The following is a 26,715-nucleotide window of genomic DNA, read 5'->3' on the forward strand; positions in this document are numbered from 1 at the left end:
AATTCACACCCCGTTGTGCAGAACCTGTCCGCACCGCTGCCACGCCAAGGAGCCCGTTGTGAGTTTGCCGCCACTCTCAGACCAGGAACGCGCGGCGGCACTGCGGAAGGCGGCGGCGGCACGCACCCTCCGCTCGTACACCAAGGCCAGGCTGAAGGCGGGGGCCGTGTCCGTGGCGGAAGTCATAGCCGCCTCAGCGGAGGAACCCGCCCTGGGCCGGCTGAAGGTGACAGACTTATTGGAAGCCCTCCCGGGCATTGGAAAGGTACGTGCAACTGTGATCATGAGCGAGCTGGGCATAGCCCCAACCCGCCGCTTGCGGGGCCTGGGCATCCACCAGCGCCGCATGCTTGTGGACTATCTGGGCCCGGAACTGTGAGCGGTACGGCCGTCCACGTGCCTGGCGAAAACACCGTGCGGGCCAAGCCCCGCAGCGGCGTGACCGTCCTGGCCGGGCCCACCGCCGTCGGGAAGGGCACGGTCTCCACCTTCATCCGGGACAACTACCCGCAGGTGTGGCTGTCCGTTTCCGCGACCACCCGCAAGGCCCGGCCGGGCGAGGTGGAGGGCGTGCACTACTTCTTCAAGACGCCCGAGCAGTTTGACGAGCTCATCGGCCACGGCGACCTGCTCGAATGGGCCGTGGTCCACGGGACCAACCGCTACGGCACCCTGCGCAGCACCGTTGAGTCGGCCGTTGCCGCCGGCCGATCGGTGCTTCTGGAGATCGACCTGCAGGGTGCCCGGCAGGTAAAAGCCGCCATGCCCGAGGCCGATTTCGTGTTTCTCTCCCCGCCCAGCTGGGAAGAACTGGTCCGTCGGCTGGTGGGCCGCGGCACGGAATCGCCGGAGGAACAGCACCGCCGTCTGGAAACCGCTAAACTGGAACTTGCTGCCCAACCGGAGTTTGACTTCACCATCGTCAACGATGATGTCAGCCGCGCCGCAGCCGAGCTTGTCACCCTGATGGGGCTAACGCCCTGCCACGATGACTGACCCGGCACCACCCACACAGATTTTGGAGAAGTACATTGACTACACAGCCCGAAGGCATCATCAACCCGTCCATCGACTCCCTGCTTGAAGCCGCGGACTCGAAGTATGGGCTGGTCATCTTTGGTGCCAAGCGCGCACGCCAGATCAACGCCTACTACGCGCAGCTCCACGAGGGCCTGTTCGAGTACGTCGGCCCGCTGGTGGATACCAAGCTGAACGAGAAGTCGCTCTCCATCGCCTTCCGCGAGATCGACGAGGGCCTGCTGGTCTCCACGCCGATCGAAGCCGCTTAAGGGCGGTCCCCGGCCCGTGGCCGTGCTGAACATTGTCCTGGGGGTGGGCGGCGGCATCGCCGCCTACAAGTCCGCCCTGCTGCTGCGCCTCTTCACGGAAGCCGGCCACCGCGTCACTGTCATCCCCACGGAGGCCGCCACGAAGTTTGTGGGCGTGGCCACGTGGGAGGCCCTCAGCGGCCGGCCCGCCACCAACAGCGTCTTTGACGCGGTGGAAACGGTCAACCACGTGCGGATCGGCCACGAGGCCGACCTCATCGTGGTGGCCCCGGCCACGGCTGACGTCCTGGCCAAGGCCGCCGCGGGCCTGGCCAGCGACCTCCTGACCACCACGCTGCTCATGGCGCGCGGGCCGGTTCTGTTCGCCCCGGCCATGCACACCGAAATGTGGCGCCATGCCGCCACCCAGGCCAATGTGGCCACGCTGCGCTCCCGTGGCGTCCATGTCCTGGAGCCCGCCACGGGCAGGCTCACCGGACCCGACACCGGCCCCGGCCGCCTGCCGGAGCCCGAAGAAATCCTTGCCGCGGCCCTGGCCCTGGTGCACGGCGTCCCCGCCGACCGCTACGCCGCGGGGTCCCCGCCCTCCGAGCCGTCGCCCTCCGAGCCCCCGTCCTCCGCCGCGCACGGTTCCGACCCTGCGCCGGATGTGTCGGCGGCCCTCCCGGCCGGCGCCGACCCCGGGGCCGAAGGCACGGTTGGGGATCAAGCCGCCGGCCGCAGCCAGCTCCTGCAGGGCAGGCGGGTGGTCATCACGGCCGGCGGCACGCGCGAACCCCTGGACCCGGTGCGGTTCCTGGGCAACAAGTCCTCGGGCAAGCAGGGGGTGGCCCTGGCCGAATCAGCCCTCGCCGCGGGTGCCGAGGTCATCCTGATCCACGCCCACATGGACGTGGCGCCGCCGCGGGACGCCAAACAGCACAGCGTGGACACGGCGTTGGAACTGCGGGCGGCAACACTGTCCGCGGCGGCGGGCGCGGATGTGGTGATCATGGCCGCCGCGGTGGCCGACTTCCGCCCGTCCACCGTTTCCACGGGCAAGATCAAGAAGCGCGACGACGTCGCGGACCCCGTCATCAAGCTGGTCCGCAACCCGGACATCCTCGTGGAGCTCGTCGCGCACCGGGCAGCGCAGAACCTGTCCCAGCTCATTGTCGGCTTTGCCGCCGAGACCGGCGACGACGAACACGACGCCCGCAGCTATGCCGAGGCCAAGCTGGCCCGCAAGGGCTGCGACCTGCTGGTGGTCAACGAGGTGGGCCCGGGGGAGACCGGGCAGGAAAAGGTATTTGGCCGGGACGGTAATCAGGTCGAGATCCTGTCCCGCGACGGTGCCGGGCCCGTGCAGGCCGCAGGGTCCAAGCGCCAGGTGGCGGACGCCGTCGTGCGGGTCATAGCGGAGCGGCTCGGCGCCACGTGAGGCGCGGCCCGTGACCCAAGTGTGTCAGCCCGTGCCCCGCACCCGCCGGCGGCCGCCCACGACCCAGTAGAGTAGAACAGTGACTTTAGCCAACCCCTTGCGCCTTTTTACCTCCGAATCAGTGACCGCAGGCCACCCGGACAAGATTTGCGACCAGATCAGTGACGCCATCCTTGACGCCCTGCTGGCCGAGGACCCCAATTCCCGCGTCGCCGTGGAAACCATGGCCACCACCGGCCTGGTCCATGTGGCGGGCGAGGTGACCACGGACGCCTACGTGGAAATCCCGCAGATCGTCCGCAACACCATCCTCGGCATCGGCTACGACTCCTCGGCCAACGGCTTCGACGGCGCCCGCTGCGGCGTGTCCGTCTCGATCGGCCAGCAGTCCCAGGACATCTTCGACGGCGTCTTCAACTCCCTGGAGGTCCGGGAAGGCACGGCCGTGGACGACGACGACACCCAGGGCGCAGGCGACCAGGGCCTCATGTTTGGCTACGCCAGCAACGAGACCGCGTCCTACATGCCCACCCCGATCCACCTGGCGCACCGCCTCTCCGAACGGCTCACGGACGTGCGCCAGTCCGGCCTGCTGGCGTACCTGCGCCCCGACGGCAAGACGCAGGTGACCATCGGCTACGACGGCGACGTCCCCGTCTCCGTCGACTCCGTGGTCATCTCCAGCCAGCATGCCGAGGGCACCTCCCTGGACCGGTTGCGGGCGGACCTGCGCGAGTTTGTCATTGCCCCGGTCCTGGAGGCGTCGGGGCTGGACCTCTCCGCCGTGAAGATGCACCTGAACCCGGCCGGCCCCTTTGTGGTGGGCGGGCCCGTGGGCGACGCCGGGCTCACGGGCCGCAAGATCATCGTCGACACCTACGGCGGCATGGCCCGCCACGGCGGCGGCGCGTTCTCCGGCAAGGATCCGTCAAAGGTTGACCGCTCCGCCGCCTACGCCATGCGCTGGGTGGCCAAAAACGTGGTGGCCGCCGGGCTGGCCTCGCGGGCCGAAGTGCAGGTTGGCTACGCCATTGGCGTGGCCCGCCCCGTGGGCATCTATGTGGAGACGTTCGGCACCGAGACCGTGGATCCACGCCGGATCGAGGAGGCCATCGGCTCCGTCTTTGACCTGCGGCCCAGCCCCATCATCCGCGAACTGGACCTCAAGCGCCCCATCTACGCCAAGACCGCGGCGCACGGCCACTTTGGCCGCGACGACCCGGACTTCACGTGGGAAAACCTGGACCGCGTGGAAGCCCTGAAGGCCTTCTTCAACGCCTAGCCCCGGGCTTCAGCCTTCCGGCTGCGGCGCTTCCGGTTTCGGCGCCTGGCGCCTGGCGCCGCAAGTTATCCACAGCCAAGCGCAGGGACCGCGGCGAATGTCGGCGGCCTGTGCTTAGCTGGTTCTGGGGCCGGGCGGCAGAGCCGGCGTCCGCCTGGCGCCGCGTGTGCGCCCGGGGCACGCATCAAGGGAGGGAGGACGCCGTGGCGGGACAGCCGGAAAATCATCCCGAACAGGGCGTTCAGCTGACCCTGCTCAGCGGCTTCGTGGGCCGTGAACGTGTGGCCGACCCCCACAGCGGCGTGGAACTGGCCCCTTCGCTCCCCGTGGCGCAGGTGGCCATCGACTCTCCCCTGCCGCATCTGGACCGGTTCTTTGACTATTCCGTGCCCAAGTCCCTGGACGCCGACGCCCAGCCGGGCGTGCGGGTGCGGGTGAAGTTTTCCGGCCAGGACCTCAACGGGTTTCTGGTGGCCCGCGCTGCCACCTCGGAATCGGAGCGGCTGGTGCCGCTGTTGCGCGTCTATTCGGCCGTGCAGGTCCTCACGCCCCAAGTCCTTGAACTGGCGCACCGGCTGGCAGCCCGCTACAGCGGAACCGTGGCCGACGTCCTGCGGGTTGCCGTCCCGCCCCGCGTGGCAAGCCTGGAAAAGGCTTATGTGCTCACTGCCAGGGAGCGCGGGGCGGCCGGCGCACGTGGCACGGCCGATCCCGGCGCCCCCGTTCCCGGCCGGGTCGCCGTTCCGGAACCCGAACCGGCCGCGCACCCCGGTCCGTCGCTGTTCACCGGCCATTCGCATGCCGAGGAGTTCCTGGCGGAGCTGGCCATGGGTGCCTCGCCGAAGGCGGTGCTGCAATCGCTGTCGGGCTACGGACCGCACTCGTGGCACCACCAGCTGGCGCAGGCTGCGGCGTACTGCCAGCTCTCGGGGCGCGGCGCCATCGCCGTCGTCCCGGACCTGCGGGACCTTGAACTGCTTGACGCCGCCTTTGCCGCCGTCCTGCCCGGGGGCAGCTACGTTAGGCTGACCGCCGACGACGGTCCCACCCTGCGCTACGACAACTTCCTGCGCATCCTGCACGGCGACGTGAGGATTGTCATCGGAACGCGTTCGGCGGCCTACGCACCAGTGCAGGACCTGGGCCTGGTGTGCTGCTGGGACGACGGCAACGAGCTTCACATTGAACGCCGTGCCCCCTACCAGCACAGCCGCGACGTCCTGCTGCTGCGCTCAGAGGTGGAAAACGCCGCCGTGCTCATGGCCGGGCACAGCCGCAGCATCGAATCGCAGCGGCTGGTCGCCACCGGCTGGGCGCAGTCCCTCGTGGCCGTGCGTTCCGTGGCACGCACCGCCACCGCGCGGGTCATCAGCACCTCGGACAGCTACGAACAGGAACACGACCCCCTCGCGTCGCTGGCACGGCTGCCGCACCGCGCCTGGGAGACCGCGCGGGCCGCCCTGGCGTCAGGTCCGGTCCTGGTCCAGGTGGCCCGGACCGGCTACGCCCCGGCCCTGGCCTGCCAGCGTTGCCGCGACGTGGCCCGCTGCACCGAATGCACCGGACCGCTCATGCAGGGACGCGCCGAAGGCTCCGCCGCCGTGCTCACCACCTGCCGGTGGTGCGGACGCGCAGAAACCAGCTTTAGCTGCCCCACCTGTGGGAACCGGACCCTGCGCGCCCTGGCCGTCGGTGCCTCGCGGACCGCCGAGGAACTGGGCCGGGCCTTCCCGTCCGCCACTGTCATTTCCTCCTCCGGCGACCACATCAAGACCGTGGTGCCTGACCGTCCCGCCATCGTGGTGGCCACGGTGGGGGCCGAGCCCGTGGCGCCGCGCGGCTACGCGGCGGCGCTGCTCCTGGACGGGGACTCCCTCCTCCGGCGCGAGTCCCTGCGCTCTGGCGAGGACACGCTGCGCCGTTGGATGAACGCCGCGGCCCTGGTCCGGCCGGCCCGGGACGGCGGGGTGGTGGTGGTGACGGCCGAGGATTCCGTGGAGGTGCAGGCCCTGGTCCGCTGGGATCCCACAGGCTACGCGGAACGCGAATTCGGGCTGCGCCATGAACTCGGCCTGCCCCCGGCCGTCCGCGTGGCCTCCCTGACCGGGGCGGAACGGGACGTCGCGGCGTTCACCGCCGCCCTTGAGCTGCCCGAAGCCGTGCGTGTCATCGGTCCGGCGCCCCTGGCAGGGACCCGTCCGCCAGGTCCGGGACCGGACCCCGACGGCGCTCCCGACTACCGCGCGCTGCTGTTCTTCCCTTACGGGATTGCCGGGACCGTCACCGCAGCCATGCGTTCCCTCAAGGCATCCAACGCCGCCCGCCGGGTGGGATCGCCGGTCCAGGTCCGCTGCGACGGCGTCGACGTCATTTAGCCGGGTTCCCGCTTTGCCCCGAGCAGCCGTGAAGGGCGCAGCCTGTGTAGGTGACGGGAACTGCAGCGGGCGCGCGGTGGCCCCGGGCGGAGAGGCGGCGCCTGCTCATGCCCTGCACCCTCCATGCCCTGCACCGTCCATGCCCTGCACCGTCCATGCCCTGCACCGCCCATGCCCCGCAGGGCGTGGGAGCAGGCATGGTCAGCCGTCGCCACGCAGTTCCTCGATGGCTTGGATCATGGTCCGGGCCGGAATGATCGGCGGGGTTGTGGCCATTGCATCCGGCGGATAGAGGTAGCCGGCAGGGGAGATCCAGCCAGGCTTTTCATCCGGGGCGTCCGTCTCCGTGGGCGTCCATCCCTGCAGGATTCCTGACTCCCGTCCCGGTGCGCAGTCCCGGCCGCTCCGGCCTTCCCGTGGCCTGGTGGTCCCGTCGCGGGACTTGCCGTCCTTGAAGTGCTTGAGCAGGTGGTGGACGCCACATTCATTCTTGAGGTTTTCAGGAACTGTCGTTCCACCGTCTTCCCAGGCGAGGACATGGTCGAGCTCGGTGTCGTCGGTCACGGTGTTGCAGCCGGGAAACACACACGTGCCGTCCCGTGCGCGCAGCAGTGCCCTGAGGGCGCCGGTGACCCTGTATTGGGTTGGATCCATGGACAAGAACCGGTTCGTGTACGGGTCAACCATGATCCGGTACAACGTTGGACACTCGGCGGCCAATTCCCGGGCCATTTCCGGCGGGATGGGCCCGTATCCTTCAAGCTCGGAGGGATCCTTGGAGCGGCCGAGCAACGTCAAGAGGGGTATGGTGACCAAAACCTGGGCCCGGGGCCGCGGGGTCCCTCCCAACCGCCGCCCGGACCCTGGACCGTCAGCGGCCGGTGGTTCGCCCTCAATGCCGGTACCGGGGCTTGATCGCGGCACACGCCCCGCGCCCGGATGGGCGACCGTTCCGGCGGACCATTCCGTTTCTGGTTCGTTGCCACCGGCCCGGGCCCGGTCCAATGCCGGGCCTTCGTTCCCCTCGGGAACGGCGGTACCGGTTTCAAGCAGCCATTGCGCGAGCACGTCAACGCGCAGTTGGGTCAGGGTCCGGTGTTCATCTGGTCCCTGCAGGGTGCGGGCCGTGCGGGTGGCCTGGTTCCAGATCCCTTGTGCGGAGTCGGCGGGCAGGAACATGGAGAGCCACGACATGCCATCCCTGTCCGGCATCAGGACCAATTTCCGGTCCGCCAATGCCTTTGCGTGCCGCCGGGCGATGCTGTCGGGATGCGCTCGTTCCCTGAGCCGACGGGCCTGGAACTGAAATTTTGCGGTGGTCATCCCCGGAGCCAGATCCAGCAGTTGGTGTTCGAACTCGTCCAGTGAATCGGCGGAAATGGCCCGTTCCCCTGTCTGGCCCTTGAGATCCTCAAGGGTTTCGAGCTGTTCGAGGGCCACGACGGCATTGCGCCATGAGATGGACCCGGTGGACAGCGCTTCCAGCGTGTCCGGGTGCTTCCGGACCAACGCGATGCTTTGGCTTTTCAGCTCCCCGCCCGTGCGTTGGGGGAGCGCAAGTGCGGCGCACAGCTCGGCCGTGGTGGAAATCGCCAGGACCTCCTGTTGCCAGGGTTCAAGTTGGGCAGCAACTCCCAGCCGCGTGGAGGCGGAGTCGAGCCGTTCAATCACTCTCGCCTTCAAGGCTGCCAGCCCGGATTCAGCCAGAGCGAGGCTGCGCAGCGCCGAGACGGCGCAGAGGTATTCGGCCTCTGCCAGCGCCTCCATGGAGTCAATGTCCAGATCCGTGGAGGAGATGTCGGGGTGCGGTTCGCCAGCCAGCTGCCGGGCCACCGCGAACGGCTCAGGTGTGGACTGGTCCTGCAAGGCCGGGGCCGGGGATGGCGGTTCATCCAATGGATAGGCAGCGACGATTCCAGGCGCAGGCGACCAAAACCCGGCGGCACGCTGGCTGCCGCCGCTGAAAGTCGCATCGGGCTGGAAGTTCTCCATGACTCCATTCCATCACAAATACTAGAACGTGTCCACCCTTTAAGTCAATTAGTTGATAATTTACTAGTATATATATCTGATATTTACTTCGATGAAGTCATTCCCCGGCCGCGCTGATGGGGCCTTTAGGGGTCATACCTCCGTTTGCTCACGGTGCCGGGCATTGCCGATCTGATCCAGTGGAAGCCCGGTCCCTCCGAGGCGGCTGCGTCGTCTGGATTGAAGAGCGTGCAACGACCTGGGGAGTGTCGCTAAACCCGGTATCGTCGCGGTGGCTTTCGTGGGGCCAGGATCCACGGTCAGTTACGTTGCGCTCCTCGGCGGCGGTTGTCAAGTCCAGGTCTCACAGGAGCAGGACAGGTTCCCTCTGTACCGTCCTGAAGATGGGCGTACAACCGAAACCCGCCGCAGCCACGCAGGTGCGGACTTGCCGACTCGCCACGAAGCGGGCGAAAGCGGAGACCGTGGCCATCTTCGCCGTCTTCGCCCTCTACGCGGCTTTCCTGTTGAAGCTGCTTCTCTTCTCTCGCGCATTGGGTTCGGAGAGATCGATCAATCTCATCCCGTTCGCGAGCATCGCGAAATATGCGTTCAGCCACTCTCCCGGGACCGGGAAAGTGGCGTTTGCGAACGTCGTCGGGAACATCCTGATCTTCATCCCGCTCGGAGTCTACGCATCGTGGCTCCGACATCGGGCGGCCGCATGGCTGACCGTGCTCACCGTCGCCTCGGTCAGCGTCGCCGTAGAGATCATCCAGGGAGTGTTCGCGGTTGGAGCGTCGGACATCGACGACGTGATCCTCAACTGCGCCGGAGGACTCATCGGAATGCTTGCATTCTGGCTGCTCTCCGCGATCCTGCGTGGGCGATCCCGGGTGCGGACCGCGATGGCCGTGTTGTCACTGCTTTCGATGCCCGTGTGGGGCTACTTCTCCTTCATCATCCGACTACACATGTGAACACAACCACCGCCCTCCGCTTCACAGCTGAGCCGCCCTAGGGTGTGTTGCCAAAGCCGGCGCTGGGCCATGCAAGGATGGCTCGTCAATGAAACGCCCCGCGGGCGGTTCAGTCCTCTCAGTCGCCGTCTAGGGGGATGACGAGATCTTTCAGGGTGCGGGGTCGGTGTTCGTGGCCTGCTGGAGGAGCCGGAAGAAGAGCAGCCCGCGGCTCCCGGCTGTTCTCCGGTTGAACCGGAAGGTGAACTCGTCGAGGTAGCAGGCCAGCTGTTCCCGGGATATGCCCTGGTGCAGGGTGCCGTCGATCCAGCGCTTGAGCTGGGACGCGGCCATGTGGACCGCCGGCATGTTCACGTGCGCTGGGATGCCAGGGCCGAGCTGGGTGAAGTACTCGTATTGATCGCCGAGGTCGGCGAAGCGCCGCAGCTGCCTCGCCCCGTCGGTGCGGATCGTGGAGCCGGGCGCTACGACGCGCTGGCCGAACTTCACCAGCGCGAGCCTGCGGTCGGCCGGCCCGGGCTCGAGGCGGACGCGACCGATCCGGTTGCCGTCGAGGTGCCCGGCCGCGACTAGGACCGAGATCTTGTCCGGGCCCACGTCGGGCAGTCCGCGGTGCACGCCGCCGATGAAGCTCTCATCGACCTCGACCAGCCCGGAGAGAATTTCCCGATCCGGGCGCACCATGGCCCGGCGGAGCTTGTGCATCCAGGCCCACGCCGTCTCATCCGACGTCAGCCCCAGAACCCGCTGCAGCCCAAGGGTGGACCATCCATTCTTCTGCGAGTTCACGAGCCACACCGCCGCGAACCACATCCGCAGCGGCGTGCGGGTCGGGTCGAAGATCGTCCCGGCCGTCACAGACGTCCGCGCGAGCACGCCTTGCACATCCACAGACCGGCGGCTATGTGCCAGTACTCTCGGCCGCCGCACTTCGGGCATGCGAACCCTCGGGCCAGCGCAGCCTCGCCAGGAACTCGAAGCAAGCCTCATCCGTGCCGAACCAGTCCTGGAACTGCCCGAACGTCTCCGGGTGGTCCACCCCCGCCCGCGGCATCCGCGATCGTGAATCGACCATCCATCCAGACCAATTCAGCTCAGCAGATACCTAATATATATACGCGTCGTGAAAACGCGGGATCCGCCGTGGGCACGGCATCATGGCGACCATGTCCGGATCAAGGAAAGCGCGCTCGATGGGGTCTGTTTTCGAATACATCGACGGCATGATCAGCCGCGTTCCCGTCCGCCCGGGAATGGCCGGCGGAGCTGGCGCCTCCCTGGAACCTGCCGGACACCCTGTCACCCGGAGCGGCAGCGGAAGAACCAACCGGCAGCGGAAGAACCAACGTGACGACCACCGGACATCATCCGGGGCAGGCGCACCGCTTCAGCCCTGTCCCCGCAGCTCCTCGGCGATCGCGAGCAGTTCCCGGGCGGATTCGTCCCAGCTGAACGCGGCCGCCTGGGCCACCGACGCCGTCGAGCTGGCTGCCCAGGCGTCGTGATCGTCCAGTGCCCGCACTGCGGCGGCGAAGGCTGTGGGGGAGTCGGCGGGCACATAGTGCGCCGCCACGCCGCCCACCTCGCGGAAGATGTCCGTGTCCGCCACCACCACGGGCGTGCCCAGGGCCATGGCCTCAACGAGCGGGAGGCCGTAGCCCTCGGCCCTGGACAGCGTCACCAGCGCCGTGGTGCGCAGCAGCAGTTCGTCGTACTCGGAATCCGTGACGCCGTTGTGGAACACGACCCGGGCCCCGGCGGGGATGAGCGCTTCCAGCTCCGCCCGCCGCCCGGGGGTGATCCGGCTGAGCAGGTTCAGCGTGAAGTCCGGCAGCAGGGCCATTCCGGCGATGAGCGTTTCAACGTTCTTGTAGGGCATGAAGGACCCCATGTAGGCCAGGGACTTTTCCGGCGCCGCCGCCGGGTCGCGCGGGACGCGCCCGCCTTGGGGCGCGTTGCCCACGATGCGAATGGGCTTGTGGGTCAGCCGGAACTTGGTCATCAGCCCCAGCGTGGTCTCGCTGATGGTGGCGACCACGTCGGCCCGGTTCAACAGCAGCCGCTGCGGCCAGTAGGCCTTGTGGTACAGCCGCCAGAGCACCCGCACCGGCGCTGGCAGGAAGCCGGGCGGTGCCGGGTGCTCGTAGTAGATGAGGTCGTGCAGGGTCAGCACCAGTGGATATTCCCGGCCCCAGCTGCCCATGGTCTGCATGGGGCAGAACACCAGGTCCGCGCCCAGCTTGTTCACGTGGCGGGCCACGAACAGCTCCACGGGGGACAGGGGTGAATTGACCTTGACCCAGGGCAGCTCCGGCAGGAGTGCCAGCTGGCGTTCGTCGTGGATGAGCATGGTGACGTCGGCGTAGGGTGCGACGGCGGCCATGAGACTTGCGCCGTAACGGCTGATCCCGTCGTGGTGGTCCATCCGGGTGAACCGGGCATCCATGACGATCCGGGGCCTGCGCCGGTGGTCCGGGGGAGTGGGGGTGCTGCTGGCGGTCACGGGGCGGGGTGCCTTTCCAGGAAGGAGTCGATGGCCTGGGCCGCCGGCAGCGGCGTTTCGTAATGGATCAGGTGGCCCACGTCGCCGATGACCACCAGCTCGCCGTCGGGCAGCAGGTTCACCAGCTTGTGTTGGTTCGGCAGCGTGGCGATCTCGTCCAGGGCCCCGGCAACGAGGAGCACGGGCAGGGTGAGCCTGTCCGCCACCTGCCGCACGGTGCCGCTGACGGAGGCACGGAACGATTCCAGCAGCATGTCCCGGTTCGCGAAGTCGCTGAAGTAGGCGTGGTGCTGGCCGTGGATGAACGCCAGCAGCGCCTTGTCACGGGTCTTGGCCATGGCCATGCTCATGGCGTGGACTATGAGCCAGTTGCGCAGCAGGGCGTTTCCCAGCGGTGCCGGGAGTTTCGCCGCGGCCCAGTAGTAGAAGACGGCGAGCTTCGTCATCACGCCGCTGGGACCCTCAAGGGCCGGCGCGGCGATCGGGTTGACCAGGACCAGGGGGTGGACCCGGCCGGGGTGCGACGCCGTGAAGTGGCTGGCCACGATCGAGCCGAAGGAATGCCCCAGCAGCACGGTGCCGGCGCCCAGCGCCAGCGCGTCCAGGAAGCCGGCCAGGAACTCTCCATAGCCGTCCACACTGTGTTCGGTGTGGTCGAACGCGGGCGAGGCCCCAAAGCCGGGCAGGTCGGGCATGATGATCCGGTGGTCGGGCAGCAGCTCCACCACGCGCTCCAGCCCGTGGTGGTCGCCGCGGAAGCCGTGCACCATGACGATGGTGCGGGTGGCGGGCGTCCACTCGACGGGCGCGTAGTCCCAGTAGTGCACCCCGGTCCCGGCCACCTCCACCACGTGGCCGGTGGCCCGCCCGGACAGGTCAACAGCGATGGGCGCGGTGCCCGGCGTCGTACTTTTCTTCACGTTCTCCCTCCCCGGCCGTCTAGTTCACGTTGTTGGGGTTGGAACCGGAACGGCGGCCACTGTCCATGGCGGCGACCGCGGCCATGTCCGTGTCGCTGAGGCTGAAGCCAAAGACATCCAGGTTGGCGGCGATCCGCCCGGGGTTCGAGGCCTTGGGGATCACGAGATGGCCGGACTGCACATGCCAGCGCAGCACCACCTGCGCCACGGACCTCCCCCGCGCAGCGGCCAGGGCAGCCAGGGCGGGGTCGTCCAGGAGCTGGCCTCGGGCCAGCGGGCTCCACGCCTGGGTGGCGATCCCCAGTTCGGCATGGAGGGCGCGCAGCTCACGCTGCTGCAGCCAGGGGTGAAGCTCAACCTGGTTGACGGCCGGGACCACCTCGGTGGCATCCAGGAGCCGGCGCAGGTGCTCCGGCTCAAAGTTGCTGACCCCAATGGCCCGCACGCGGCCCTCGTGGTACAGGGATTCCAGCGCCTTGTATGTGGGGATGAACAGGTCCTGGTCCGGGCAGGGCCAATGGATGAGGAACATGTCGAGGTAGTCCAGCTTGAGCCGGTCCATGGTCTCGTCGAAGGCGGCCAGGGTGGAGTCGTAGCCGTGGCGGTCGTTCCACACCTTGGACGTGACGAAAAGCTCCTCGCGCGGCATCCCGGCGGCGACTGCTGCGTTGACCGCCTGCCCCACGCCTTCCTCGTTGCCGTAGAGGGCGGCGGTGTCCACTGTCCGGTACCCGGCGTCGAGGGCGGTGGAGACCAGCGCGGCGCAGTCGGCGGCCGGGACCTTGTAGACGCCGTAACCGAGAGCGTCGATCAGGACGCCGTTGTTAAGGGGGACTTTGGGAGCAAGGTGCATGACTACGACTCTACCGATTAATGCGTGCGCGGCGTTCGCGGCACGGCCCCGCCGCATGGTCCCCCGGCACGGCCCCGCGGCACGCGCCTCAGAGCCCGTCCAGGCTGTTCAGGAAGCCGAAGATCGGGTCGCTGGAATGGGCATCGGCCTCCACGAGCTCCCTCGCGGTGCCCTCATCCAGGATCAGGTCGGTGGCCAGCCCGGCGGCGAGCGCGCCCCGCAGGCCCTTGATCTTCTTGGCGCCTGACACCACACAAATACGACGCCGGACCCTCCTGAGGCTGTCCAGGCTGGGTCCGCTGGAGCGGTCGTTGAGCACGATCCCGGTGTCGCTGCCGTCGTCGCGGAAGAAGACCGTGGCCACGTCGCCGGCCACGCCGCTGGCCTCGAGCTCATCCAGGTCGGTGGAGTCCAGGTAGCCGCCGGCGTAGACGTGGCTGGGGACGTCGGCGTTCATGGAGCCCACGCCGAAGATGGCGATGGTCATGCGTTCCTGCAGGTCCAGGATGCGCCGGACGCTGCGCTCCTCCCACATCAGCCGTTTGGTCTCGGCGTGGTCAAAGAACGCGGGGACGGGAAATTGCTCCACCTTGGCGCCGTAGGCGCTGCCGAAGCGCCGGATGATTTCAGAGGCATAGGTGATGCCCGTGGTCTGGGTGTTGCCCGCCCCGTTGAGCTGGACGATCGTGGTGCCGTGCGTGGTCTTGCGCGTCAGGTGCCGGCTGACCGCACTCAGGGTGGAGCCCCAGGCCACGCCAATGACGGCGTTCGAGTCCACCAGCGGGGTGATGGTGCGGGCGGCCTGCATGCTGACCCGGTCCAGGACGTCCATTTCATCCAGGGTGTCGGACACCGGCACCACGTGGACCTCCACCTGGTACCGCTTGCGGATGGCGCGCTCCAGCTCCGGGGCGCGGTCGGCCGGGGTCTTGACCTGGATCTGCACCAGGCCCGTTTCGCGGGCGGCGGAAAGCAGCCGGGACACCGTGGAGCGGGAGGTGCGCAGCTCCCTGGCAATCGCGTCCATCGTCTGGTCCTGCAAATAGTACATTTGTGCAGCCCGCAGGGCGTCGGACTGCTTTGTTCGCTTGTTCGCCATTGCCGCGGCAGCCTTTCTGCACGTTTGTGCAAACAGGTTGATTATATTTTTCAGCTCATCCAAGAATAGGGGGAACCGGCGCCCCGTGCGCAACAACACAGCTTTGCAAATGAGGTCACCGTGAGATTCCCCGGCACTGCCGCCCAGAACGCCAACGACGCCGGGGCGGCCCCGCGGCCCCACGTGGAGGCCCTGCGCGGCAGGCCCCACGCCCAGGTCCTGGTCATCGGCGGCGGGATCAACGGCGTCGGCACGTTCCGCGACCTCGCCCTGCAGGGCATTGACGTGGCACTCGTGGAGCGCGGGGACTACTGCCAAGGCGCCTCCGGGGCCTCCTCCCACATGATCCACGGCGGCATCCGTTACCTGGAGAACGGCGAATTCCGGCTGGTGCGCGAATCCGTGGTGGAGCGCAACCGCCTCCTGAAGATCGCGCCCCACTATGTGAAGCCGCTGCAGACCACCATCCCGATCTTCAGCACCTTTTCCGGCATCCTGGCCGCTCCCATGCGCTTCCTGACGCACAGGCAGGGCAAGCCCCGGGAACGGGGGGCCTTCCTGATCAAGGCCGGGCTGACCATGTACGACTTCTTCTCCCGCGACGGCGGCAGCGTCCCGCGGCACCAGTTCAAGGGACGTGCCAGGGCGCTGGCCGAGCTGCCTGCCCTGCACCCCGGCATCAAGTACGCCGCCAGCTACTACGACGCCTCCGTGCACAACCCCGAGCGCCTGACCCTGGATGTCCTCCAAGACGGCGAAAAGGCAGGCCAGGCAGGGGCTGGCCGAACCGCGGACGAAACCTCCCGCGCCCGGGCCACGAACTACCTGGCGGCCACCGCCATCACCGGTCAGGGCGTGCAGCTGACCGACCAGCTCACCGGCGAGGCGTTCACGTTCACGGCGGACGTGATTGTCAACACCACCGGCGCCTGGGTCGACGACACCAACGCCGCGCTGGGATCCGCCACGGCGTTCATGGGCGGGACCAAGGGTTCACACATTGTGCTGGACCACCCCGAGCTGCTGGCGGCATGCGGCGGGCGCGAAATCTTCTTCGAGCACACCGACGGCCGGATCGTGCTGATCTACCCCATGGGGGACCGCGTGCTGGTCGGCACCACGGACATTGATGCGGACATGTCGCAGGACGCCGTGTGCACGGACAGTGAAATCGACTACTTCTTCGAGCTGATCGGCCACGTCTTCCCGGCCATCAGTGTCACCCGCAACGAGATTGTGTACAGTTTCTCCGGCGTGCGCCCCCTGCCCCGGCACGACGAAACCGCGCCCGGCTTCGTCTCCCGCGACTATCGGATCGAGCGCGCGGACCGCGCCGTGGCGGGTGCCACGGTCCCCGTCCTGAGTCTGGTTGGCGGCAAGTGGACCACCTTCCGCGCACTCTCGGAGCACCTGGCCAATGACGTCCTGGCCGCGCTGGGCGCGGAACGGAAAACCTCGACGTCGAAGCTCGCCATCGGCGGCGGCGCCGGCTTCCCCGCCACGGATGCGGCCGTGGAGTCCTGGATTGCCGCCCACGCGCGCGGCCCCGTCGACGCGGCCCGGGCCGGCGTCCTGTTCACCCGTTACGGCACGCGGGCCGGCCTGGTGCTGGACTACCTCGCCGCCGGGGACGATGACGCGTTTGAGTCAACGCATGAGCTCAGCCGGCGTGAGGTCGAATTCATGGTGGAGCACGAACAGATCGGCCACCTCGTCGACGTGATGATCCGGCGCACCTCCCTGGCCTTCCGCGGACTGGTCACGGCCGAGCTGCTGGCCGAAACCGCCAACGCCCTTGCGGGTCCGCTGGGCTGGTCGAAGGCGCGCTGCCAGGACGAGATCCACCATGCCGAGGACGTCCTCTCGCGGCTCCACGGCGTGCAGGTCCAAAGCTTGATCGCCTAGACGCCCCAGGGGCAACGGGGCTCAAGAAACGCGGCCAAACAAGGGCCGCGGCACACAAAAAAGAATAGAAGGAGTCAAAGATGTCTCTTGGAATAGTGTTCCTGTCCGAAGTGATGGGAACCATGATGCTCACCCTGCTGGGTTGCGGCGTCGTGGCCAACGTTGCCCTCAGGGGGACCAAAGGCAATGCCGGCGGATTCCTGATGGTCAACTGGGGCTGGGGCCTGGCGGTGATGGCCGGCGTGTTTGTTGCCGCCAAGTCCGGTGCCCACCTGAACCCCGCCGTGACGGTGGGGATCCTCTCCAGCGGTGCCACCGACTACGCACCCAACGTGCCCATCAGCTTCGGCTCGACCCTGACGTACTTCGGCGGGGAAATGCTCGGCGCCTTCCTCGGCGCCGTGGTGTGCTGGCTGGCCTACAAGCAGCACTTCGACGACGAGCCCGACGGCGCCACCAAGCTCGGCGTCTTCTCCACCGGCCCCGCCAAGCGAAGCTACGGCTGGAACGTCGTTACCGAAATCATCGGCACCTTCGTGCTGGTGTTCGTCATCCTTCACTTCGGCGGCGGGGTGACGGGCCTGGGCCCGCTGCCCGTGGCCCTGCTGGTGGTTGCCATCGGCGCCTCCCTCGGCGGGCCGACCGGCTACGCCATCAACCCCGCCCGCGACCTGGGCCCGCGCATCGCCCACGCCCTGCTGCCCATCAAGGGCAAGGGTGCCAGTGACTGGAGCTACTCCTGGGTCCCAATCGTCGGCCCGCTCGCGGGCGGTGCGCTCGGCGGGCTCATGGCACAGTGGCTGCCGCTCGTCACCAAATAGCGCCACGTGGTTCCGGGCGCAAGCCCTTGTTGTTATGTGACTAATGAAGTAGACCAAGTAGTAGTTGGATAGTGGGCCGCAGCCTGCCGGCAGGCTGCACAAACAAAGGAACAATGATGTCTCAGTACGTAATTGCCATTGACCAAGGCACCACCAGCACCCGCGCCATCGTGTTTGACCACGACGGCAACATCGTTTCCACGGGGCAGCTTGAACACGAGCAGATCTTCCCCAAGGCCGGATGGGTGGAGCACAACGCCACCGAAATCTGGAACAACACCCGCGAGGTCATCGGCACCGCGCTGGCCCAGGCCAACCTCACCCGGCACGACATCGTCGGCGTCGGCATCACCAACCAGCGCGAGACCGCCGTCGTCTGGGACAAGACCACCGGCGTGCCCGTCTACAACGCCATCGTCTGGCAGGACACGCGCACCCAGCCGATCGTCGATGAGCTGGCGGCCGACGGCGGCGTCGAGCGCTTCAAGCAAAAGGTGGGCCTGCCGCTGGCAACCTACTTCTCCGGCACCAAGATCAAGTGGATCCTGGACAACGTCGAAGGCGCCCGCGCCAAGGCCGAGGCCGGGGACCTGCTGTTCGGCAACACGGACAGCTGGGTCACCTGGAACCTGACCGGCGGCACGGACGGCGGTGTCCACATCACCGACGTCACCAACGCCTCCCGCACCCTGTTCATGGACCTGGAAACCCTGGCCTGGGATGACGAAATCCTGGCCGTGTTCGGCGTGCCGAAATCCATGATGCCGCAGATCAAGTCCTCCTCGGAGGTCTACGGCACGGTCCATGGCAGCCAGCTGCTGCGCGAAGTCCCCGTCGCCGGCATCCTGGGGGACCAGCAGGCCGCGACCTTTGGCCAGGCGGCGTTCAAGACCGGCGAAGCCAAGAACACCTACGGCACGGGCTGCTTCCTGATCTTCAACACGGGCGAGGAAATCGTCCACTCGAAGAACGGCCTGCTCACCACGCTGGGCTACAAGCTCGGCGACGCCAAGCCCCACTACGCCCTCGAGGGCTCCATCGCCGTCACCGGGTCCCTGGTCCAGTGGCTGCGCGACAACATCGGCATGATCAAGACGGCCCCCGAGGTGGAGGAGCTCGCCGCCGCGGTGGAGGACAACGGCGGCGTGTACATTGTCCCGGCATTCTCGGGCCTGTTCGCGCCGTACTGGCGTGCCGACGCCCGCGGCGCCATCGTGGGGCTGACCCGCTTTGTGAACAAGAACCACATTGCCCGGGCCGCGCTGGAGGCCACCGCCTTCCAGACCCGGGAGGTCCTCGACGCCGTCAACGCGGACTCCGGCGTTGACCTGACGGAGCTGAAGGTGGACGGCGGCATGGTCGCCAACGACGCCCTCATGCAGTTCCAGGCCGACATCCTGGGCGTTCCGGTGATCCGCCCCAAGGTCATCGAGACGACCGCGCTGGGCGCAGCCTACGCGGCCGGCCTGGCGGTGGGATTCTGGAAGGACCTGGGCGAACTGTCCAGCAACTGGTCCGAAGACAAGCGCTGGGTGCCCGCCATGGACTCCGCGGAGCGCGACCGCCAGATGCGCCTGTGGAAGAAGGCCGTGACCAAGTCCATGGACTGGGTCGACGCGGACGTGAAGTAGCGTCCCTGCCCAACTGTGACGCACTTGTTGCTGAGAAGCGCACGATTTTCAGCAACAAGTGCGTCACAGCTTGGGTTGAGGGGAGGGGACAGTGCGCTAAAGTAGGAAGGTGCATACAAGGCTCCCCCTCAACTAGCCGCAACCTGTCGTTGCGGCCGCCCCTTGCGTCAGTCGAGGGGCTTTTGTGTGTAAAGAGCTTGGCAGTGCAAGAAGCCACTGATGACTGAAAAGGCAGGGTACGTGAGCGTGCAGTCCCAGACCGAAGAGAACAGCGACGAGGGCGTCTACAGTTTCGCCGCGATGGAGGCCAGGTGGCCGGCCGTCTGGGAGGACTTGAACGTCTTCGCGCCCCTTGACGACGGCTCGAAGGAACGCCGCTACGTCCTGGACATGTTCCCCTACCCCTCCGGCGACCTGCACATGGGCCACGCGGAAGCCTTCGCCATGGGCGACGTCGTCTCGCGCTACTGGCGCCAGCTCGGCTATGACGTGCTGCACCCGATCGGCTGGGACTCCTTCGGCCTGCCCGCTGAAAACGCCGCCATCAAGCGCAACGCACACCCCAGCGAGTGGACCTACGCCAACATTGACACCCAGGCGGAGTCGTTCAAGCGCTACGCCATTTCAGTGGACTGGTCCCGGCGCCTGCAGACCTCCGACCCCGAATACTACCGGTGGACGCAGTGGCTGTTCAAGCGCTTTTACGAGCGGGGCCTGGCCTACCGCAAGGACTCGCCCGTCAACTGGTGCCCGAAGGACCAGACGGTGCTGGCCAACGAGCAGGTGGTCAACGGCGCCTGTGAGCGCTGCGGCACCATCGTGACCAAGAAGTCGCTGAACCAGTGGTACTTCAAGATCACCGACTACGCCGACCGCCTGCTGGATGACATGGACGCCCTGCAGGGCAACTGGCCGGACCGGGTACTGGCGATGCAGCGCAACTGGATAGGCCGTTCCGAGGGCGCCCACGTCAAGTTCACCGTCGAGGCGGCTGCCGCGCAGCCGGAGATGGAACTGACAGTGTTCTCCACACGCCCGGACACGGTGTTCGGTGCGACCTTCTTCGTGGTGGCCGCCGACGCGCCGCTGGTCCTGGAGCTGGTGGCGCCGGAGCATGCCGAGGCCCTCAGCGAATATCGCGAGCAGGTCAAGGCCCTCAGCGACATCGAGCGCCAGGCCACCGACCGCGAGAAGACAGGCGTCTTCACCGGCCGCTACGCGGTGAATCCGCTGACTGGGGACCGGCTACCCATTTGGGCGGCAGACTATGTGCTCGCCGACTACGGCACGGGCGCCGTCATGGGCGTCCCCGGCCACGACCAGCGCGACCTGGACTTTGCCAGGGCCTTTGACCTTCCCGTGCGCGCCGTCGTGGACACGGGCCAGGAAGACCCCGCGGTCACCGGCGTGGCGACAGGCGGGGAGGGCACGATGATCAATTCGGGCCCGCTGAACGGCCTGGCCAAGGCCGAGGCCGTCCCGGCCGCCATCAAGCTCCTCGAGGACAAGGGCGCGGGGGAAAAGTTCGTCAACTTCCGGCTGCGCGACTGGCTGCTGTCCCGCCAGCGCTTCTGGGGCACGCCGATCCCCATCATCCACTGCGCCGACTGCGGCGAGGTCCCGGTCCCGGACGACCAGCTGCCCGTGCGCCTGCCGGACAACCTGCGCGGCGAGGCCCTCTCCCCGAAGGGCACCTCCCCGCTGGCCGCCGCCGGCGACTGGGTCAACGTCAGCTGCCCCACGTGCGGCGGCGCCGCCAGGCGCGACACCGACACCATGGACACCTTCGTCGACTCCTCCTGGTACTTCCTGCGCTTTGTCTCCCCGCAGTACACGGAAGGCCCGTTTGACCCGGCCAAGGTCAACGACTGGATGCCCGTGGGCCAATACGTGGGCGGGGTCGAGCACGCCATCCTGCACCTGCTCTACGCCCGCTTCTTCACCAAGGTCATCCACGACATGGGCATGCTGGAGGCCACCGAGCCGTTCAGCCGCCTGCTCAACCAGGGCCAGGTGCTCAACGGCGGCAAGGCCATGAGCAAGTCCCTGGGCAACGGTGTGGACCTGGGCCAGCAGCTGGACCGCTACGGGGTCGACGCCGTCCGCCTCACCATGGTCTTCGCCGGCCCGCCGGAGGACGACGTGGACTGGGCGGACGTGTCGCCGTCGGGCTCGGCCAAGTTCCTGGCCCGTGCCTGGCGCCTGGGCCGGGATGTGGACAGCGCCGCCGGCACCGACCCGGCCACGGGCGACGCCGCGCTCCGCTCCATCACGCACCGCACCGTCCACGAGGCCAAGGCCCTGCTGGAGGGCCACAAGTTCAACGTGGTCATCGCGAAGCTGATGGAACTGGTCAACGCCACCCGCAAGGCCATCGACACCGGCGCCGGTGCCGCCGACCCCGCGGTGCGCGAGGCCGCGGAGGCGGTGGCCGTGCTGCTGAGCCTCTTCGCCCCGTACACGGCGGAGGACATGTGGAACGCCCTGGGCCACCCCGCCTCCGTCGCCAACGCCGGCTTCCCCACGGTGGACCAGGCCCTGCTCGTGCAGCAAAGCGTCACGGCCGTCGTGCAGGTCAAGGGCAAGGTGCGCGACCGCCTCGAGGTGTCCCCGGACATCACCGAGGAGGAACTGCGCGAGCTCGCCCTGGCATCGGAAGCCGTGCAAAAGACCCTGGACGGGGCCGGCATCCGCACGGTGATCGTCCGGGCGCCCAAGCTGGTCAACATCGTCCCTGCGTAGCACGGAACCGGGGGAACGGCATGGAAAAGGCGGGAGCGCGTGACTGGCTTCGCCAGCAGGCTGCGCGGCTGAGGCCGCACTCCGCCGGCGAGCCGGCACCCCCGGCGCCGCGCGTGGCGGTCGTCACCGACTCCGCCGCGGCCCTGCCGCCGGAGTGGGTGCGTGAGCATGCGGCCGGCGGCCTTCTCACGGTCGTGCCCATGCCCGTCATCATCGGTGGAGACGTCTTTGCCGACGACGACGCCGGACTTGAGTCGCAGATGTCCCTCGCCCTGGCCTCGGGCACGGAGGTGCGCACCTCGCGCCCCTCCCCGGGACAGTTTGGACGCGCGTACCGGGACGCGGCCGGGTCCGGCTTTGACGCCGTGGTCTCCCTGCACATTTCCGCCAAGCTTTCCGGGACTGTCGACTCCGCCACCCTGGCCGCCGCCGGGGCCCGGATCCCCGTGCACGTGCTCGACACCGCCACGGTCGGGATGGCTCAGGGCTCGGCCGTGCAGGCGGCGGTCCTCGCGGCTGAGGCCGGTGCGCCTGCCGCGGAGGTCATCCAAGCGGGCCGGGACGCCGCTGCCCGTGCCAGCGTGTACTTCTACGTCCCCAGCCTGGAACAGCTGCGGCGCGGCGGGCGGATCAGCCTGGCTTCCTCATGGGTGGGCACGGTGCTGGACATCAAACCCCTGCTGGGCATCGCCGATGGAGCCGTGGTGCCGCTGGAGAAGGTGCGCACCGCGGCGAAGGCGGTGGCCCGGCTGGAACGGCTCGCCGCCGCCGACGTCGCCGCCCGGCCCCCGGGCCGCGCCCGCGTCAACGTGCACCATTTCGGTAATGCCGGACAGGCGCTGGCCCTGGGCGAGGCCCTGCAGGCAGACTGCCCCGGCCTTGACGCCGCCGGGCTGACGCGGCTGCCGGCCGTTCTGGCTGCCCACGCGGGCCTGGGCGTGCTCGTGGTGGTGGTCTCCGACGCGGTGCTCCCTCCACAGGGGATGCCGGGCGCATAGCCGTCCACATTGTTGCACCGGCGTCCGGCAGCGGGCCCGTTCCGTGCCTAGCGTAGGGACATGGGAGGCGATCGCCGTGCGGCGGCATGGACGCCGGATGCCGGTGTGGACGGCTCCGGCCGGGACACAGCGGCGGGCACGGGTCCGCGCTGGTCCACATCCCTGCGCGCGCTCGTCGTGCTCCTGGCCATGGCGGCAGCCGCCGCGGGCGTTGTGTGGCTCAACCAGGCCTGGACCTCTGCCGCGGCGGGGCACCTGGCCTCCCAGGAACCGGCGAAGGTGGCCGTCCCCCCGCTGGGTTCACCATCCCCCGCTGGCACGGGACCGCCTGCGGGCACCGGACAGCCTTCGGGTACGGGACCGCCGGCCGGCGGGGCGTCGGCGCCGCCCCGAAACTCGTCGGGGACCGGTCCAGCCGGGGTGGGCGCCGTCGTCGTTCACGTGGCGGGGTCCGTCCGGCACCCGGGCGTCTACACGCTGCCGGCAGGCAGCCGTGTCCAACAGGCGGTCGAGGCGGCGGGCGGCGCCCTGCCGGGAGCAGGCCTGGACGCGCTTAACCTGGCCGCAGTTGCCGTCGATGGCACCCGGATCCTGGTGCCGGACCGGGCCGGGCTTGACATCGGGGTGGGAGGTGCCGGCGGTGCCGGGGCGGGTGCGGCCGATCAGCCGCCCGCTGCCGGCCCCGGCGGCCTTCTCAACCTCAACACCGCCACGGTGGAACAGCTTGATGCCCTCCCGGGCGTTGGCCCCGTGCTGGCGGGGCGGATCATCGAGTGGCGCACCGGCCACGGACGCTTCACCTCGGTCGACGAACTTGACGCCGTCTCCGGCATCGGGGCAAAGATGCTGGCGAACATCCGGCCGCTGGTGACAGTCCGATGAGGCGCCCCGACCCCAGGTGGCAGCGGTACTCACGGGCCGCCGTTGACGGCACGCCCGTGGATGGCACGCCCGTTGACGGCACGCCCGTGGGCGGGGGCGACGTCGGCCCCAACGCCGGGGCGGGAGCCGGCCACCCGGCGTTCGCCGCGCTGCCGGCGCGGCTGCCGGCTGGGCTGCCGGCCGGGCTGCACCCGGCCCGGGCGCGCCGCTCGCCCGCGGATTCCCCTGCCGCCGCGGTGCGCGCCGGGGTGCGCCGGCTGGCCGCCAGGCCGGCGGGGGCCGTCGACGCTGGGCGGCGCCCCCGCCCGGACCTGCGCCTGTTGCCCGCCGTCGCGGCTTCGTGGGCGGGTGCGGCAATGGCCATTGGCCAGCCCTGGGAGGCTGCCGCCTGCGCGGGCGCAAGCTGCCTGGCCCTGTGCGTCGCGTGGGCCGCGGCGGCGTGGTGGATGCAAGCCGGGCGGCGCCCGGATCCTCGCCGGCCGGCCGCCGGGGGCGGCCGCCTGGCCGGCGCAGCCGCCACAGCGGCGCTGGCGGCATTGTGCCTTGGCACCGTCCTCGTCGCCGTCGCCCTGCGCCAGCACGACCGCCAGACCGCGCCGCTGGCCGTCGCCGCCGCTTCAGGATCGCAGCTCTACCTCACGATCGAGGTGTCCGAGGGCCCCCGCGTCCTCAACCCGGGCATGGGCCCGCCACAGGTGGCCTTCGGGGCCGTCATCCTGCATGCCACCGTCAGGGGGCGCGCGCTTGACGGACCGCTGCCAGTGCGGGTGGTGGCCGGCATGGACTGGGCGCACGTCCCGGCGGGGTCCACTGTTTCGACCGCCGGAGCCGTGGCGCCCGGCGGCGTCCAGGAGCCCGTCGCCGGCATACTTCGGCCGGCAACGGCGCCCCTCGACGTCAGGCCCGCCCAGGGCGGCAGTCCGGCACTCGCCTTCAGGGCCGGCTGGCTCACGGCGGCGCACCAGGCCTGGGCCCGGGCCTCACCCGACGTTGCCGGCCTGTTGCCCGGCATGGTCATGGGGGACCGCAGCGCGAGCCCGCCGGGCCTGGATGAGTCAATGAAGACCGTCGGGCTGACCCACCTGACAGCCGTCTCCGGTGCAAACTGCACCCTGGTGCTGTCGGCGCTGATGCTGGGCCTGCGGACGCTGCACGCCCCCCGCGCGGCGGCCGGTGCCGCCGCCGTGCTGGGGCTGGCCGGCTTTGTGGCCGTGGTGGGACCGGACCCCAGCGTCCTGCGCGCCGCCGTCATGGGTGGGATCGGCTGCGCGGCGATGCTCAGCGGCCGGCCCAGGCGCATCGGCGCGCTGCTCTCGGCAAGCATTGTGGTACTGCTTGCAGCCAATCCCTGGTTGGCGCTGGACTATGCCTTCATCCTTTCGGTGCTGGCAACGCTGGGACTGCATGTGATGGGGCAGCGCTGCGCGCGGTGGCTGGGCGCCTGGATGCCGGCATGGGCGGCGCAGGCGGTGGCCATCCCGTTCGCCGCCCAGCTCTTCTGCGCGCCCGTCATCGTGCTGCTGCAGCCGCGGCTGGCACTGTACACGGTGCCGGCCAACATGGCGGTCGCACCCGTGGTCGCCCTGGTGACCACGGTGGGAACCCTCGGCATGGTGGCCGCGCCCGTCCTCCCCGCGCTGGCCTCGGGGTGTGCGTTGGTGGCCGGAGCCGGCTCATGGTGGGTGTCGGTCGTGGCCCGCTGGATGTCGCAGCTGCCGGCCTCGGCCCTGCCGTGGCCGGAGGGCGGCAAGGGCGTGGTGTTGATGGCGTTGTTGAACACCGGCCTGCTGGGCGCCCTGGTAGCCCTGGTGGAGCGCAGGCGCGTTGCCGAGGGGGTCCGGCGGCTGCGCCGGAGGCTTCCGCCGGAGTGTCGCTTCCTCCTGGGCTTCGGCAGCCTTGCAGGCTGCTCCGCGGTGTCGGCCGCCCTGTGGACCGCCGCGGTGCTGGGGTGGTGAGCCACTTGGGAATCACGGGCCAAGATGGCAAAGTGGGTGCGGTGCACACACCACTGAATGGAACAGCGTCATGACTCCCGCAGCCCGGCCTTCCGCAGGCGCCGACTGGCGGGACGTGCCGCTGGCCCCGGTGGTGCTGCTCTTCGGGCCGGAGGAGTTCATTGCCAGCCGTGCCCTGGACGGGCTGCGCAGGAAACTGCGGGACCAAAACCAGGAACTGGAAATCACCACCCTCGATGCCGCCACGTATTCCGCCGGAACGCTGGGCATGGTCGCCAGCCCGTCGCTGTTCAGCGAACCCAAGCTCATTGAAGCCTCCAACCTGTCCTCCATGAGCGACGACTTCCTGGCCGACGCCCTCGCGTACCTGTCGGATCCGGCGCCCGATGTCACCCTCACCCTGATGCACGGCGGCGGCACGCGCGGGAAGCGGCTTCTTGACGCCCTCAAGGCGGCCGGCGTGCCCCGCGTCGACTGCCTTGCCTTGAAGAAGGACCAGGAGAAGTCGGCGTTCGTCACCGCCGAATTCCAGCTTGCAAGGCGGCGTATCGACGCCCAGGCGGTGCGTGCCCTGGTCGCGGCGGTCGGCGCCAACCTTTCCGAACTGGCCGCCGCCTGCCAGCAGCTAATCGCCGACACCACGGGCATGGTGGACAGCGATGCGGTGGACAAGTACTACGGCGGCCGCGTAGAGGCCACCGCGTTCCGCGTCGCCGACGCCGCGCTTGCCGGCAATGCCCCTGTGGCGCTGTCCAGCCTGCGCCACGCCCTCGCCACCGGCGTCGACCCGGTGCCGCTGGTGGCCGCGCTGGCCATGAAAGTGCGCCAGGTGGCCAAGGTGCACTCGGCGCGCGGCAGCTCGGCCCAACTGGGCCGGGACCTGGGCATGGCACCCTGGCAGGTGGACGCTGCCCGCCGCGACGCCGGGCACTGGACCGCTGAAGGCCTCGCCGCCGCCATCCAGGCACTCGCCGAGGCGGATGCCCAGGTCAAGGGTGCGGCGCGGGACCCCCTGTACGCCGTTGAACGTGCCGTCACGCTCATCGCCACCAGCGCGCGCCGCTAGCCCGGACCGTCAGCCCGCAGGCA

General features: G+C 68.9%; 20 protein-coding genes and 1 pseudogene. 15 read left to right on the top strand and 6 right to left on the bottom strand.

What is annotated here, in order from left to right:
• Window positions 1–58 precede the first annotated feature (58 nt).
• The 6 genes from mihF to G6034_RS06720 all read left to right on the top strand — a co-directional run bounded on the left by mihF (window position 59) and on the right by G6034_RS06720 (window position 6,366).
• Window positions 59–379: an integration host factor, actinobacterial type gene (mihF, locus tag G6034_RS06695; RefSeq protein ID WP_176634321.1), complete on the top strand. Its 321-nt coding sequence runs from the start codon at window positions 59–61 to the stop codon at window positions 377–379.
• 17 nt (window positions 380–396) lie between these two features.
• Window positions 397–996, top strand: a complete 600-nt coding sequence (gmk, locus tag G6034_RS06700; RefSeq protein ID WP_343037964.1) for a guanylate kinase — start codon at window positions 397–399, stop codon at window positions 994–996.
• A 35-nt stretch (window positions 997–1,031) separates the two neighbouring features.
• Window positions 1,032–1,289, top strand: coding sequence for a DNA-directed RNA polymerase subunit omega (gene rpoZ / locus G6034_RS06705; RefSeq protein WP_176634322.1), 258 nt, complete (start codon window positions 1,032–1,034; stop codon window positions 1,287–1,289).
• A gap of 25 nt (window positions 1,290–1,314) precedes the next feature.
• Window positions 1,315–2,709 (top strand): bifunctional phosphopantothenoylcysteine decarboxylase/phosphopantothenate synthase, encoded by a 1,395-nt coding sequence (locus G6034_RS06710; RefSeq protein WP_176634355.1) that lies wholly within the window; start codon window positions 1,315–1,317, stop codon window positions 2,707–2,709.
• A gap of 79 nt (window positions 2,710–2,788) precedes the next feature.
• Window positions 2,789–3,991, top strand: coding sequence for a methionine adenosyltransferase (gene metK / locus G6034_RS06715; RefSeq protein WP_176634323.1), 1,203 nt, complete (start codon window positions 2,789–2,791; stop codon window positions 3,989–3,991).
• A 203-nt stretch (window positions 3,992–4,194) separates the two neighbouring features.
• Window positions 4,195–6,366, top strand: coding sequence for a primosomal protein N' (locus G6034_RS06720; protein WP_343037965.1), 2,172 nt, complete (start codon window positions 4,195–4,197; stop codon window positions 6,364–6,366).
• A 201-nt stretch (window positions 6,367–6,567) separates the two neighbouring features.
• Here G6034_RS06720 and G6034_RS06725 read toward each other — a convergent pair whose 3' ends face one another.
• Window positions 6,568–8,358, bottom strand: coding sequence for an HNH endonuclease signature motif containing protein (locus G6034_RS06725; protein WP_176634324.1), 1,791 nt, complete (start codon window positions 8,356–8,358; stop codon window positions 6,568–6,570).
• A gap of 464 nt (window positions 8,359–8,822) precedes the next feature.
• On the opposite strand from G6034_RS06725, the gene G6034_RS06730 reads away from it, so the two are divergent.
• Entirely contained in the window at window positions 8,823–9,317 is a 495-nt protein-coding gene (locus tag G6034_RS06730) for a VanZ family protein (RefSeq protein ID WP_218063653.1), read from the top strand.
• Between the two features lie 150 nt (window positions 9,318–9,467).
• Here the strand turns inward: G6034_RS06730 and G6034_RS06735 are convergent.
• The 5 genes and pseudogenes from G6034_RS06735 to G6034_RS06755 form a co-directional block, all read right to left on the bottom strand.
• A pseudogene (locus G6034_RS06735) lies at window positions 9,468–10,392 on the bottom strand (IS1595 family transposase).
• Window positions 10,393–10,704: 312 nt separating this feature from the next.
• Window positions 10,705–11,763 (bottom strand): glycosyltransferase family 4 protein, encoded by a 1,059-nt coding sequence (locus G6034_RS06740; protein WP_176634357.1) that lies wholly within the window; start codon window positions 11,761–11,763, stop codon window positions 10,705–10,707.
• A 53-nt stretch (window positions 11,764–11,816) separates the two neighbouring features.
• The gene (locus G6034_RS06745; protein WP_176634326.1) at window positions 11,817–12,740 is read right to left on the bottom strand and encodes an alpha/beta fold hydrolase; all 924 of its coding nucleotides are present in this window, start codon (window positions 12,738–12,740) and stop codon (window positions 11,817–11,819) included.
• A 19-nt stretch (window positions 12,741–12,759) separates the two neighbouring features.
• Entirely contained in the window at window positions 12,760–13,593 is an 834-nt protein-coding gene (locus G6034_RS06750; protein ID WP_176634327.1) for an aldo/keto reductase, read from the bottom strand.
• 88 nt (window positions 13,594–13,681) lie between these two features.
• A complete protein-coding gene (locus tag G6034_RS06755; RefSeq protein WP_176634328.1) occupies window positions 13,682–14,692 on the bottom strand; it encodes a sugar-binding transcriptional regulator in 1,011 nt (336 codons plus the stop codon).
• Window positions 14,693–14,812: 120 nt separating this feature from the next.
• Here G6034_RS06755 and G6034_RS06760 point away from each other — a divergent pair, with 120 nt between their 5' ends.
• The 8 genes from G6034_RS06760 to holA all read left to right on the top strand — a co-directional run bounded on the left by G6034_RS06760 (window position 14,813) and on the right by holA (window position 26,692).
• Window positions 14,813–16,597, top strand: a complete 1,785-nt coding sequence (locus G6034_RS06760) for a glycerol-3-phosphate dehydrogenase/oxidase (protein WP_176634329.1) — start codon at window positions 14,813–14,815, stop codon at window positions 16,595–16,597.
• Between the two features lie 80 nt (window positions 16,598–16,677).
• Entirely contained in the window at window positions 16,678–17,418 is a 741-nt protein-coding gene (locus tag G6034_RS06765; RefSeq protein ID WP_176634330.1) for an MIP/aquaporin family protein, read from the top strand.
• Window positions 17,419–17,534: 116 nt separating this feature from the next.
• A complete protein-coding gene (glpK, locus tag G6034_RS06770) occupies window positions 17,535–19,049 on the top strand; it encodes a glycerol kinase GlpK (RefSeq protein WP_176634331.1) in 1,515 nt (504 codons plus the stop codon).
• 240 nt (window positions 19,050–19,289) lie between these two features.
• Window positions 19,290–21,791, top strand: coding sequence for a leucine--tRNA ligase (gene leuS, locus G6034_RS06775; protein ID WP_425485471.1), 2,502 nt, complete (start codon window positions 19,290–19,292; stop codon window positions 21,789–21,791).
• Between the two features lie 20 nt (window positions 21,792–21,811).
• Window positions 21,812–22,789, top strand: coding sequence for a DegV family protein (locus G6034_RS06780; protein WP_176634333.1), 978 nt, complete (start codon window positions 21,812–21,814; stop codon window positions 22,787–22,789).
• 60 nt (window positions 22,790–22,849) lie between these two features.
• The gene (locus G6034_RS06785; protein WP_176634334.1) at window positions 22,850–23,671 is read left to right on the top strand and encodes a ComEA family DNA-binding protein; all 822 of its coding nucleotides are present in this window, start codon (window positions 22,850–22,852) and stop codon (window positions 23,669–23,671) included.
• Window positions 23,672–23,727: 56 nt separating this feature from the next.
• On the top strand, window positions 23,728–25,626 hold the full coding sequence (locus tag G6034_RS20280) for a ComEC/Rec2 family competence protein (protein ID WP_218063654.1): 1,899 nt from the start codon (window positions 23,728–23,730) through the stop codon (window positions 25,624–25,626).
• A gap of 70 nt (window positions 25,627–25,696) precedes the next feature.
• The gene (holA, locus tag G6034_RS06795) at window positions 25,697–26,692 is read left to right on the top strand and encodes a DNA polymerase III subunit delta (RefSeq protein ID WP_176634336.1); all 996 of its coding nucleotides are present in this window, start codon (window positions 25,697–25,699) and stop codon (window positions 26,690–26,692) included.
• Window positions 26,693–26,715: the final 23 nt, after the last annotated feature.

The sequence above is a fragment of the Arthrobacter wenxiniae genome, from assembly GCF_013376105.1.
Classification (GTDB): Bacteria; Actinomycetota; Actinomycetes; order Actinomycetales; family Micrococcaceae; genus Specibacter; species Specibacter wenxiniae.